Source organism: Aquamicrobium lusatiense, assembly GCF_014201615.1.
GTDB classification, from domain to species: domain Bacteria; phylum Pseudomonadota; class Alphaproteobacteria; order Rhizobiales; family Rhizobiaceae; genus Mesorhizobium; species Mesorhizobium lusatiense.
On sequence record NZ_JACHEU010000001.1, the window covers coordinates 1,152,636 to 1,165,275 of the forward strand.

Genomic DNA, 12,640 nt, shown 5'->3' on the forward strand with positions numbered 1-12,640 from the left:
ATGTTTTTCTCGTTCGTCTGTCCGGGCCCTGCATCCGTCAGAGCGCCTGCCCGTCGCCGAACACGCGGGCGACCGAAAGGTCGTGCTCCAGAAGCAGGAGATCGGCCTTGCCGCCGACCTCCAGCCGTCCGATTCCATGGCCAAGGCCCATTGCGTCGGCGGGAATGGAGGTCGCCATGGCCAGCGCCCGCTCCAGCGGCAAGCCAATTGCCCGCACCAGCCGGGCGACCGAACGAGCCATGTCCACATGTGCGCCGGCCAGCGATCCGCTGCGGTTGACGAGGCGGCCGCCTTCGACGCGTATCGTCTCGCGGTAGAGGACGAACGAGTCGGGCCCGCCGACCGTTGCCATCGCGTCGGAAACGATGAAGGTGCGGTCCGGGCGCTTCCTTGCACGCAGGGAAATCCGCGCCGTCGCATCGCTCACATGGAAACCATCCACGATCATGCCGCACCATGCAGCGCTGTCGAGCGCGCTGCCGACCACGCCGGGATCGCGCGAGGTCATCGGCGTCATGGCATTGTGAAGATGGGTGAAGCAGTTGACGCCAGCTTCGAGTGCGGCTTCTGTCTCACAGCCCGTTGCGGCGGTGTGGCCCGCAGAGACGACGACGCCCATGGACCTAAGCTCTGTGATGACACCATCGGGCACACATTCCGGCGCCAGCGTCAGCATGGTGGGCACGCCGGCCTCACGCAGCCTGCGGGCGCTCGCCATGGTGCGGGCGTCGAACGGGCGGATCAGCTCTGCCGAGTGTGTTCCCTTGCGGGCCACGTTGATGTGGGGCCCCTCTATATGCATGCCCGCCACGCCATGCCTGCCCATCGTGGCTATCACGGCATCGACCGCCATGTCGAGCCTGTCGGCCGTGTCGGTGATGAAGGTCGGCAGCCAGGCCGTCGTTCCAAGACGGCGATGCGCCTCGCCGATGATGGCGAGCGCCTCAGGCGACGGATCGTTGTTGAACATCACGCCGCCACCGCCATTGACCTGCAGATCGACGAAACCGGGGCAGGCGAGAAGCGCGGTGCGAACCACCGTTTGCGTGGACGGTATGGCGCCCTGAGGGATGATCGCCGTGATGCGGCCGGCTTCGATATGCAGCGCGCATCCATTGCGCCACCTTGTGCCGTCGAAGAGCCGGTCGGGCAGCAGCCACCACCCGCCTTCATCTCCGGCTCCGCCGGTGATCTGTCTTCCGGGTTCGCTCATGCGCGCAGCTTCTGTTCCGGTTCGGGTTGTCCCGCTTGCGGCGCAACCGAGAGATAGGGAGCCAGTGCGGACTGGATCTCCGCGAGGATCAGGGACTTGCCGAGCGGATAGCCCGATGCGCGAAGTGTTTCCGCGCGGTCCACGACGGCGTGCGGGAAATACTGGAGAAGGGCGGGTTCGGCCGGTGACAGCCCGGCGAAGGACCGTTCCAGCGCGGCCACGGCCGCCACCGCCTCGGGCAGGTTCCAGTAGTAGCGGATGCGGTCCGCATAGGCGTAGTGACGCAGGATCCTGATGGTCGTGTCGTCGGCGCCAGCATAATGCGTTTTCCAGTGGTCTGGACGGGCGAGCATCAGGTTTTCCATCACGGCCGGCAGGGGCGTGGAGGAAGCGTCGCTGCGATAGAGGCGCACCAGCTCGTCGAGGGCGTAGAGCGCGCGGCGGTAGGCGAAGGTGAGGGCGGGGCCGACCTTCAGAATGGCGAAGTGGCGCCGCGCCAGAGCATGGAACACGGCGTCCGGCTGGTAATCGGTCGAATGTGCCTCGAATGCCATTTCCGGGTGAGCGTCGAGCGCACGCGACAGATCGTCGGGAGCGGCCGGATCCAGAACGTCTATATGGTCGGGGCCGAATTCGACGCCCGGCTGGACCACCAGCCCCGCCACACGCGCAAACGCCTGATCAAGCCGGCGCTTGCGGAAAGCGGCAGCATGGCAGGCGATGGTGGCCGAAGCCCGCTCCGGCGTCGTCACCACCAGCGACTGGTGATCGTCTTCGCCCCGCGCCCCGCCGGGCGGCGGCACCTCTGTTCCGATGATGTAGCTGATGTCGGAAGGGTTGGCGGCGCTGCGTTCGCATATCTCGGCAAGTTCCGCCGCACGTTCTGCAGCAAGCAGGTCGCCGACCTGCGCGGGCTCGCCGCGGCAGCCTTCGGAGCAGTCGAGATGGATCTTGGTGAAGCCGGCCCGCACATAGGCGGCCATCATGTCGCGGGCTTTGGCCATGGCCGTGGCGGAGTCCTCGCGCCGCCATGCCTGCGGTCCAAGGTGATCGCCGCCGAAATGAATCTGTCCGCGATCGACGCCGAGCCGGTCGCAGAAGCCGTGAACGAAGGCGATGAAGTCGGCGGGCTGCATGCCGGTGTAGCCGCCGAACTGGTTCACCTGATTGCTGGTGGCCTCGACCAGCAGCGTTTTGCCTTCGTCGCGCGCCAGCAGCAGCGAAGCGGTGAGGACGTCAGGATGAGCTGAGCAGACCGCGGTAAGCGCGACGGCCTCCCCGGCCCGGTTGCGGCGGATCACATCTTGCAGGGCTTTCATGAACTTGCTCGTGAAGGTTGGTGGTCCGGGCGCGCCAGCATGGCCGCACCACGCACGCCGCTGCTGTCGCCGAAACGGGCGAGGGCTATCGAGGGGGTGCGGGTCGGCGCGAGCTTCGCGCTTGCGAAGGCTTGGAGGATGCGATCGGCAATGCCGGGAATCAGCGTGACGCCGCCGCCCAGAACGACGCGTTCCGGGTCCAGTGTGAGCTGAAGGGTGTGGATGAGTTCGCCAGCCAGGCGCGACCAAGCGGCGATCGTGCGTTCGGCACCTGCATCGCCGGCCGCCAGCCCGGCCGCCACCGTCTCGCCCGTTGCGGGCGCGGCGTTGAAGGCGGCGGAGATGCGGGCGATGCCGGGGCCGGACAGATAGGTTTCATAGCACCCTTTCCGGCCGCAGCCGCAGGCAAGCTGTTCAAGCTTCAGATCGTCGAGCAGCCATGCCGGTATGCCGATATGCCCGACCTCGCCGGGAAGGCCGGTCCAGCCGCGCGACAGGCGGCCATCGACGCATATGCCACCTCCAACGCCGGTGCCGATGATCAGGCCGAATACGGTCGCCGCACCTTCGCCCGCGCCGCCATTGGCTTCCGACAGGGCAAAGCACTTGCAATCGTTCTCGACGGGCAGAAGGGTTCCGACGCGCCGGAAGAGATCCTGTGCCAGCGGCCTGTTCATCGCGGCGAGGTTGGCCGTATAGGCAAGGCCGCTGGTGTGGTCGACCAGTCCGGGAATGCCGACGCCGATGCGCAGGCCGCTATCGCCGGCTGCATTGCGCAGCCATTCGACCTGATCACCCAGTGCGTCGATCAGGGCGCCGTAGCCTGATGGCGTCGGTATGCGGCGTCGTTCGAGCGCGTTGAAGCCACCGTCGTGCAGGCAGGCTTCGATCTTTGTGCCGCCGAGATCAATGCCGCCGTACATCGTCGTCGCCGTCATAGGGGTAGAGGGTGACGCCGGAGACGACGCGGTTCAGCTCGCCACCCTCGAACGGATTGTCGACGGTGATGCCGAGCGCCTCGCTCCAGCGCACCGCAAGCAGTTGCGGCAGCAGCACGTAGAGCACCGCGCTCCACGCGTCGTTGCCCACGGGCTCCAGCTCGATGTCCGCACCGATGCCGGCGGGCCCGACGACCACCAGTTGGGAGCTTCCGAACTGGCGGCGGATTTCCCCGATCAGGTCGAGATCGTAACGGCGCGTATGGGGATGGATGGAGACGTTGGCGACGACCAGCGTTCTGTCGTTGAGGATGGCCTTGGGTCCGTGGCGGAAGCCCAGAGCCGACTCCCATGCCGTGGCGACGCGGCCCCGGGTGAGTTCGAGCACCTTCAGTCCGGATTCCCTCGCTATGCCGGTAAGCGCGCCGGAGCCGAGGAACACTGCCCGCTCCGGAGGCGAGGAAAGCCGTCTGGCCACGAAAGCTTCCACTGCCCCCAGCGTCTCCGCGGCCTTCTGCGCCAGTGCCCGCACCGAGGCGCGGATCAGGGCAGGCGAGGCCTTGTCGAGGCAGGCAAGGACGGTCAGCAGCATCGTGGTAAAGCTCGCCGTCATGGCAAAGCCCTGATCGTGCGCACCGGCGGGCAGCACAACGGTCTTTTGCCCGCCTTCGCCCGGCCCCTTGCGGCGGGCCAGCTCGCTGTCACCGTTGCAGGTGATGTTGAGCCTGTCCGCCGCCGGCATGTGCCGGTCGAGAATGTCCAGAACGCCGGTCGTTTCCGAACTGTTGCCGCTGCGTCCGAAGGAGACGACGAGGACGCGTCGGTCGGTGACGATGAAGTCCTGCGGGGAGGAAACGAGATTGGTCGTGGCGATGGCACGGTGGCGGATGCCGGTGCGCGCTTCGAGATAGGCGCACACGGTTTCGCCGATGTAGGCGGACGTGCCGGCCCCGCACAGCCAGATCTCCTGTGGCGCGCGCTGGCGGATCCATTCGTGGATGTCCGCAGAATGCCGTGCCAGCTCCGCCGCGTACTCGCCCCATACGGCCGGCTGCGACTTGATCTCTTCCTCGGTCGTGCTGGCGCTGGAGGGCAGGTCGAGCTTGTGAACGTTCATCAGCCATTTCCTTCCGGCGAGGGGTCGGCGCAAATGAGTTCCAGACCCATGTCCTGAATGAGATCGCGTGTCTGCCGGGGCAGGCGGGTGTCGGTGACGATGGTGTGCACCTTGTCCAGCCCGCAGATGCGGTGCAGGGCCGGCGAACTGAACTTGCTGGCGTCGGCCAGCACCACGACGCGCTCGCTGGCCGCGATCATGGCGAGGTTCTGGTGCGCCTCGTCCTCATTGAAGGTGCTGAGGCCGATGACCGGATCGATGCTGTCGCTGCCGATATAGGCTGTGTCGAAATGCATCGTGCTCAGCGACGTTTCGACCATGCGGCCGACCAGCGACATGGATTCGGAGCGGAACGTGCCGCCGGGCAGGATGATGGTGTGCTGGCGTGCCGTGCGCAGCGTCTGGACGATGTTGAGGCCGGTCGTCAGGATGGTGAGGGGGCTGCCCTCGCGAAGCTCCTCGGCCATCATCTGCATGGTGGAGCCGGAATCGAGGATGATGCGCTGGTCGCTGCCCGCCAGGCCAGCCGCGCACCGGGCGATCGCGCGCTTGGCTGCGCGGTTGACGACATTCTTGTCCTCGATCAGCGGCTCGAAGATCTGCGCGCGGTCGGCAGCATTGCGCTCCGCCAGCGACATGGCGAGCGCGATGCGGAATTCAGGCACGCCGCTGCATCCATAGTGGCGGCAAAATCGGATGAGCGTCGGCTCGCTCACCCCGGTGGCGAGCGCCAGCTCGCGCACGGTCCTGTTCATGAAGCCTTCGCGCTCCTGCTCGATATAGGCCGCGATCCGGCGAAACGATTTGCTCAGTCGCGGCGCGTCGGCGGCGATGTTCTCAAAAAGCGACATGGTCTCCACTTCATCTGCTCCGCCTGCGCGGAATGACATCATTGCCGGAACGCATTCCGGCAGCATGATATTTGCGCCCGATCAGCCTGACGCAGAATATAGTTTTGTTAAAAATTTTTGTCAAAACCTAGTTGCGCACAAATTAAAATTACGCAAAACTACATATCATAAAGCCGGGCAGACAACAAAGGCGCCATGGGGAGAACCGCTGCTGTCCGGGATGGAAGGCGCATCCAAAGGCATCCGGTTACGGACCAAACAAGGGAACGGCACGATGACGATCAGGATCAACATGACCCGACGGACCGCGCTGGCGGTCATCGCAGCAACGGCAGCCGCCGGCATCGCAGGTTCTGCGCAGGCGCAGGAAAGCATCACCTACTGGTCGATGTGGAATTCGGGTGAACCCCAGCAAAAGGTCATCCAGAAGGCGATCGACTCCTTCACCAGGGACACGGGCATCGACGTCAAGGTGCAGTGGATCGGCCGTGACAATCTCAAAAAACTCGCACCCACGCTCAACTCGCCCGTGACGCCGGCCGATCTCGTGGACGGGGCACAGCGCAATGTCCGGGCGATCCTCGTGTCGACCGGCAGCCAGAGCGATCTCTCCCCGGTCTTCGAGTCCGAGATTCCGGGTGAGGCCGGCACGACCGTTGCCAGCGTGTTCCCGGATAAATATCTCGATTTCATCACCGCGGAGGGGGCGAAGTGGCTGGTGCCCTATGAGGTGATCACCTCGCAATGGTGGTATGATGCCGCCTTCCTGCCGGAGGTTGAGAAGGCGCCGCCGAAGAACTGGGCGGATTTCGTGGCCTTCCTCGACAAGGCCAAGGAGAAAGGCGTTGCGCCGCTAGCCCTTGATGGCGACATTTCCAACTTCAACCTGTACTATTTCGCGGAAATCGCGGTGCGCCATCTGGGGCCGGGCAAGCTGCGCGAGGCAGTCGCTGATCCGACCGGCGAGGCCCTGAAGGATCCGCGCATCCTCGAGACCGCGAAGCAGATCGAGGCGCTGGTGAAGGGCGGCTATTTCGCGCCGGGATACAATGCCAGCAAGTGGCCGGCCATGCAGCAGCTCTGGGCCACCAACAAGGCGGCTGTCATCTTCAACGGTCCATGGATCGTCAGCGAGACGACCACCTATGCCGTGCCCGGGTTCAAGCCGCGCTCCTTCCCGATGCCGGACGTAGGCGAAGGCGCGCACCAGACGCAGGAAGTGTCCTTCATCGGCTTCGCCATCCCGAAGAAGGCCGCGAACCAGGAGGCGGCGCAAAAGTTCATCAGCTACTTCCTCGCCAAGGACAGGCTGGCAGGGATCGCCACGGACGCCAAGAACCTCACGCCTCGCGCCGACATTGCCGTTCCCGACGAACTGGCCCCCGCCAAGCAGGCGATCGAGACTTCGCCCGAGGTTCACAGCCAGTTCGACGGGCTGATCGATCTGGATGCAGACTATACCGGCAAGGTGCTGATCCCGCTCGTCAACGAGCTTATCTTCGGCGTGAAGAGCGCGCAGGAGTTTCAGGATGCGCTGGTTGAGAATACGGTCACCTACCGGCGTCTCAACTGATCACGCACCATCCGCGGGCAGGCGCGGTGCCTGCCCGTCTCCATCGCATGATGAAGGCGAAGACATGAAGGACAATCTCAGGACCCTGCGCTTCGGCATTGTCGGATGCGGCCTGCGCGGGGCGCTTTACGGGCGTATCCTCCAGCGCCTGCACGGCGTGGAAGTGGCCGCGCTGTTCGATGTCAGCCAGCCCACAGCGCGCCGGCTTGCCGAAGAGCTGGATGTGCCACTGGCTTCAAGCCTCGACGATCTGACGGGCCGCGATCTCGACGCGGTCGTGATCGCCACGCCCGACTTCGCGCATGTCGAGCCGGTGCTTGCCGCCACGGCGCGAAAGCTGCACATTTTCCTGGAAAAACCGGTTTCGACCTCGTCTGCGGATGCCCGCATCATTCGCGATTCCGTGGTCGGTTCCGGAGTGCTGTGCACCGTTGCCTGCATGAACCGATGGCACCCGGTTTTCGGCTCCCTGCTCGGCAGGGTCCGGGCCGGGGAGTTCGGTGCGGTCATCGCGCAGAACGTGCGGCTCAGCAACAGCCTTGCCGTTCCGTTGGGAATGCTGAAATGGGCAGCGGATTCTTCCCCCGGCTGGTTCCTCATGCCGCACTCGCTCGATATAGTGGGTGCTGCCGTCGGAGCCCAGCCGGCGCAGGTCTATGCGGCCGGCCGGCGCGGCCTTCTTGCTGCATCCGGCGTCGATACCTGGGACTCGCTGCAGGCAACCATCAGGTTCGCCGATGGCTCGACGGCCAATGCCGAATCCGTGTGGGTGCTGCCCGAGAACTCGCCTTCCCTTGTCGACTTCCGATATGAGCTGATCGGCGAAAAAGCCGTGGCGCGGGTCGACGACCGGGACCAGGGGCTCGAAATCGTTTCCGACAAGCTCGCCCTGCCGCGGGTGCAGGTCCAGGAAATCGACGGCAGGATCGCGGGTCCCAACCTGCTCATGATCGAAACATTCGTGCAGTCGGTGCGCGAGGGCGTTCAGAAGGGGCCTGACGTCGTCCACTCGGCGTGGATCACCGAACTTATCGAGGCGATCCACATCAGTGCCGCCGAGGACCGGCCGGTGGATATCGGAGGTCCCGAATGACATCGGATGCCGGGATCACAGCGCAGGGACGCGCCGCCATGACGAGAGGTTCCTCCATTCGCACGACCGCGGCAGCCGTGGACCCGATGCACGCTCCCCGCCGCAGGCTGTTCCTGTGGTTCGTGCTGCCGGCGCTGCTTCTCTATGTGGTCTTCTTCATACTGCCCACCATCGCCACGATCTGGATCAGCTTCCACAAATGGCCGGGCGCCGGCCCCATGGAATATGTCGGGCTGCGCAACTATGAGATCCTCTACTACGATCCGGTTTTCATCAGTTCCTTCATGAACACGCTGAAGATCATCTTCATCGTCGGGGGCGCAACCTTCCTGATCAGCTTCGCCCTGACCATGGCCCTGCGCGAAATGGCGGGCCGCAAGGTGGTCAGGTCGGTCATCTTCTTCCCCAACATCCTGTCTGCGGTGGTGATCTCGATCCTGTGGGGGTTCCTGTTCCAGGCAAACGGCCTCGTCAACAGCATGCTGGCCGGCATCGGCATCACCAGCCCGCCGGCATGGCTCAACGAGTCCAACCTCTTCAACGTGATCATGATCGGGCTGGTCTGGGTCTCGACCGGGTTCTACACCACCATCCTGATGGCCGGCATCGACCGTATTCCCGCCGACCTCTACGAGGAGGCGGAGCTTGCGGGCGCCAACCCGCTTCAGCGCTTCTGGTATGTGACGCTGCCGCTCATGTGGGAGATCGTCGCCATGGCCGCGGTGCTGTGGACGATCAGCTCGATCAAGATATTCGAGTTCATCTATGCCTTTGCCGGCGGGGCAGGATACCTGCCGTCCACCAAGGTCTGGAACACGGCGCTCTATTCCTACGCGGAAGCCTTCGCATCGCCGGGCACGCCGCGCTATGGCCCCGCCGCCGCCAGCGCCTTCGTCATGCTCGTTCTCGTCGCCGTTCTGGTCTGGCTCATACGCCGGGCGACGCGCCGCGAAGCTCTGCAGTTCTGAGGAGGCCGGCAATGAGTTCCATCTCCACCCATACCCCACGCGGCCAGTCTTCCCTGCCGGGGACCCTGCGTGCCGGGCTTGAGCGCATTTCGCTGTCCCGGCTCGTGCCGGTCGTGCTCGTGTGGGCATTCGTTGCCTTCGACATCTTCGTGCTGGGCTGGCTCGTGCTGTCGTCGTTCAAGACGACGCGCGAGATCCTGGAGTTCCCTTGGTCGCTGCCGGCGGCCCTGCAATGGCAGAACTTCGAGGAGGCCTGGGTGGCCGGCAATTTCGGGGTGGCCGCCATGAACACCCTGATCCTGTCGGTGGCGACGGCCGGCGCCACCATTATCATCGCGGCGCCCGCGGCCTATGCGCTGAGCAGGTTCAGGGTTCTGGGCGCCGAGCCGATCACCATGTTCTTCGCGCTCGGCATCGGCATTCCCGCACAGGTGATCGTGTTGCCGCTCTATGCGCTGATGAGCGCATTCGGCCTGGTCGACAGCCTGAGCGGCCTGTGGGTGCTCTACGTTGCCACGTCGCTTCCTTTCGCCGTGTTCTTCCTGACGGGCTTCTTCGCCACCATGCCGGCGGAGCTGGAGGAAGCGGCGGCGCTCGACGGTGCATCCCCGTTCCGGACCTTCTGGTCCATCATGCTGCCGATGGCGCGCTCGGGTATCATCACCCTGTTCATCCTCAACCTGATCGCGCACTGGAACGAGACGATCTTCGCGCTCGTTCTCCTCCAGTCGCAGGAAAAGGAAACGCTTCCGCTGGCACTGCTGAAGTTCCTGCAGCAGATGCAATACAACGCCGCCAACTGGGGCGGGCTGTTCGCCGGCATGTGCATCGTCATCTTGCCCATACTCGCCATCTATTTCTGGCTGGGCAGCAGGATCATCGAGGGCTTCACCCTCGGCGGCAGCAAGTAGGCGGAGGCACTGTCATGGCGCGACCACGGCCCAACATTCTCATGATCGTTTCGGACGATCAGGGCCACTGGGCCATGAAGAATGCCGGAACGCCCGAGATCCATACCCCGAACCTCGACGAACTGGCCCGCAACGGCAAGCGTCTGGACGCGCTCTACTGCGTATCGCCCGTATGCTCTCCGGCGCGCGCCTCGCTGCTGACGGGGCGCATTCCCTCCACCCATGGGGTGCATGACTGGATAAGGGCCGGCAACGCCGCAATCGAGACGGAGTTCCACAACCGCCTGATCCGCTATCTCGACAGGCATCGCACCTTCGTCGAGATACTCGCTGCGAACGGCTATGTCTGCGGGCTGAGCGGCAAATGGCATCTGGGCAATACGCACGAGCCGCACAGGGGCTTTTCCTACTGGCAGGCCTATGCCACCGGTGGCGGCTCCTACCAGTCGGCGGCAATGATCCGCAACGGAGAGGTCCATCTGGAGCACGGCTATCTCACGGACATCATCACGGCCAATGCCCTGACCTTCATCGACCGGCAGCAGGGCAGCGATCCATGGTATCTGAGCGTACACTACACCGCGCCCCACGCCCCGTGGGAGGAAGCGGAGCACAAGCCCGAGGACTACCGGCGCTATTATCCCGGCTGCGCCTTCGCGAGCCTGCCCGCTCCGCCCATGCATCCGGGCTTCTACGATCCGGCAAAGTTTCCCGAGGACGAGGATGCGCGTCGCCGTATTCTCGCCGGCTACTTCGCCGCCGTCACGGCCATGGACAGGGGCATCGGCATACTGCTCGAAGCGCTGGAGCGCAGCGGCCAGCTTGAGGACACGCTCGTCATATTCACGTCCGACAACGGCATGAACATGGGCCATCACGGCATATACGGAAAGGGCAACGGCACCTTCCCGCAGAACCTGCTCGAGACCTCGGTCAAAGTGCCGGGCATCTTCATGCAGCGCTCGCGCATCGCTCCGGGAACGCTGGACGGGCTTTACTCGCACTATGATTTCCTGCCGACAATCCTGTCATGGGCCGGACTGGGCGACCAGATACCGGCAGGCCTGCCCGGACGCGACATCGGTGCCGTGCTCGCATCCGACGCACCGGAAGAGGATGCCTATGTCGTGGTCTTCGATGAGTACGGTCCGAACCGGATGATCCGGGAGGGGCGCTGGAAATACATTCATCGCTATGCGGGCGGTTCGTGCGAGCTTTACGATCTGGCGGCCGATCCGGGGGAAGAGCGCAATCTCGCCGCAGATCCGGACAGGACAGCCGTCGTCGCGGGCCTGCTCGCGCGCATGAGCGAGTGGTTCGCCCGCTACGGAACCAGCCAGATGGATGGCTCACGCCTGCCGGTCATGGGCGGCGGGCAGATCGACAGGGTCGGTGGCCAAGGTGTCGACGGCGCCATTTTCGTCGACCATCAGGACCGCCTGCACTGAGGCAATGCCAGCGAGAGTGCGCCGCACTTTTGCGCTCGCAATTGTGTCAGGACCCCGGGCTGGAGCATTTCTGCGGTTCGCGGAAAGGAGCCCACGGCCGGAGCCCCATGTAGGGGGGCTGCCCGCTGAAAAGTGGTCCTCCGTGAAGTAGGCTATTGAGCCTTGGAGAGGACGTTGCATGCCCCAGAAGAAGCACAAGCCCGAAGAGATCGTCGCGAAGCTGCGCCAGGTCGATGTTTTGTTGTCACAAGGCCGCTCGGTCGGCGAAGCGGTTCGTACTATCGGCTTGACTCGGTTTACGTATTACGGCTAGCGCAAGGAGTTCGGCGGCCTGAAAGGCGACCAGATGAAGCGGCTGAAGGAATTAGAGAAAGAGAATGACCTGCTGCGCAAGGCGGTGTCGGATATCACGCTCGAGAAGCTGATCCTGAAAGAGGCTGCATCGGAAAACTTCTGAGCCCCGCCCGTCGTCGGCGCTGCGTCGATCATGTGATCATGTCATGGCGAAGTTCTCCGTCTGGGAATGCTTTGCTTGCAAGGTTTCTGGCCAGCACCGTTCGACCCGGCGTAAGAAACCGCAAGGCCGGCCCGATGAAGAGGCGTTGACCGCTGGCATCATCCGCCTCGCCTCCCGATATGGCCGCGATGGCTATCGTCGGATCACCGCGATGCTGCGGTCCGAGGGCTGGGCGGTGAACGCCAGACGCATCGAGCCCATCTGGCGGCGGGAGGGGATGAAGGTTCCCCAGAAACAACCGAAGAGAGGCAGGCTCTGGCTGAATGACGGATCGTGCATCCGACTTCGGCCCAAACACCCCAACCATGTCTGGCCCTATGACTTTGTCGAGGGCCAGACCCACAATGGCAGGAAGTTCCGCATGCTCAACATTATCGATGAGTTCACCCGGGAGTGCCTGGCTATCCGGATCGATCGCAAGCTCAACTCGACCAATGTCATCGGCGTCCCGTCGGACTTGTTCATCTTGCGCGGTGTGCCCGGCCATGTTCATTCCGACAACGGCGGAGTTCATTGCCGAGGCGGTGCGCGAGTGGATCGTGGCCGTCGGCGCAAAGACCGCCTTGCTTGGCTACAAGCCGCCGGCACCGGAGGCCATTGTCTGGCCCGCGCCACCACGCGGATCAGCGCCACCATCTGCCCAGCCGATGGCACACAAGCCAATCATGCATTAAGATTGAAACCGACCACCC

The 12,640-nt window shown here is 64.2% G+C and carries 10 protein-coding genes and 1 pseudogene; 6 read left to right on the forward strand and 5 right to left on the reverse strand.

Translation table 11 applies throughout. The features are described 5' to 3' along the window. Positions 1-37 precede the first annotated feature (37 nt). From nagA to HNR59_RS05580, 5 genes are read right to left on the reverse strand one after another with little or no spacing between them, the layout of a single operon-like run. Positions 38-1,213: an N-acetylglucosamine-6-phosphate deacetylase gene (gene nagA, locus HNR59_RS05560; protein WP_183827082.1), complete on the reverse strand. Its 1,176-nt coding sequence runs from the start codon at positions 1,211-1,213 to the stop codon at positions 38-40. Then, positions 1,210-2,532, reverse strand: coding sequence for a class II D-tagatose-bisphosphate aldolase non-catalytic subunit (locus HNR59_RS05565; RefSeq protein ID WP_183827085.1), 1,323 nt, complete (start codon positions 2,530-2,532; stop codon positions 1,210-1,212). Before HNR59_RS05565 ends, nagA begins: the two co-directional genes overlap by 4 nt. Continuing rightward, positions 2,529-3,455, reverse strand: a complete 927-nt coding sequence (locus HNR59_RS05570) for an ROK family protein (RefSeq protein ID WP_183827088.1) — start codon at positions 3,453-3,455, stop codon at positions 2,529-2,531. Before HNR59_RS05570 ends, HNR59_RS05565 begins: the two co-directional genes overlap by 4 nt. Continuing rightward, positions 3,439-4,587 (reverse strand): AgaS family sugar isomerase, encoded by a 1,149-nt coding sequence (locus HNR59_RS05575; RefSeq protein WP_183827091.1) that lies wholly within the window; start codon positions 4,585-4,587, stop codon positions 3,439-3,441. Before HNR59_RS05575 ends, HNR59_RS05570 begins: the two co-directional genes overlap by 17 nt. Continuing rightward, on the reverse strand, positions 4,587-5,480 hold the full coding sequence (locus tag HNR59_RS05580) for a DeoR/GlpR family DNA-binding transcription regulator (protein ID WP_210307208.1): 894 nt from the start codon (positions 5,478-5,480) through the stop codon (positions 4,587-4,589). The genes HNR59_RS05575 and HNR59_RS05580 overlap by 1 nt, the downstream gene beginning before the upstream one ends. Positions 5,481-5,712: 232 nt before the next feature. Between HNR59_RS05580 and HNR59_RS05585 the strand changes: the two genes are divergently transcribed. From HNR59_RS05585 to HNR59_RS05610, 6 genes and pseudogenes are all read left to right on the forward strand, one after another. After that, on the forward strand, positions 5,713-7,011 hold the full coding sequence (locus HNR59_RS05585) for an ABC transporter substrate-binding protein (protein WP_183827098.1): 1,299 nt from the start codon (positions 5,713-5,715) through the stop codon (positions 7,009-7,011). A gap of 64 nt (positions 7,012-7,075) precedes the next feature. Then, a complete protein-coding gene (locus tag HNR59_RS05590; RefSeq protein ID WP_183827101.1) occupies positions 7,076-8,104 on the forward strand; it encodes a Gfo/Idh/MocA family protein in 1,029 nt (342 codons plus the stop codon). After that, positions 8,101-9,072: a carbohydrate ABC transporter permease gene (locus tag HNR59_RS05595; RefSeq protein WP_210307209.1), complete on the forward strand. Its 972-nt coding sequence runs from the start codon at positions 8,101-8,103 to the stop codon at positions 9,070-9,072. The genes HNR59_RS05590 and HNR59_RS05595 overlap by 4 nt, the downstream gene beginning before the upstream one ends. Before the next feature lie 11 nt (positions 9,073-9,083). Then, a complete protein-coding gene (locus tag HNR59_RS05600; RefSeq protein ID WP_183827105.1) occupies positions 9,084-9,983 on the forward strand; it encodes a carbohydrate ABC transporter permease in 900 nt (299 codons plus the stop codon). A gap of 14 nt (positions 9,984-9,997) precedes the next feature. Continuing rightward, positions 9,998-11,431 (forward strand): sulfatase-like hydrolase/transferase, encoded by a 1,434-nt coding sequence (locus HNR59_RS05605; protein WP_183827108.1) that lies wholly within the window; start codon positions 9,998-10,000, stop codon positions 11,429-11,431. Positions 11,432-11,609: 178 nt separating this feature from the next. Next, positions 11,610-12,622, forward strand: a pseudogene (locus tag HNR59_RS05610) (IS3 family transposase). Positions 12,623-12,640: the final 18 nt, after the last annotated feature.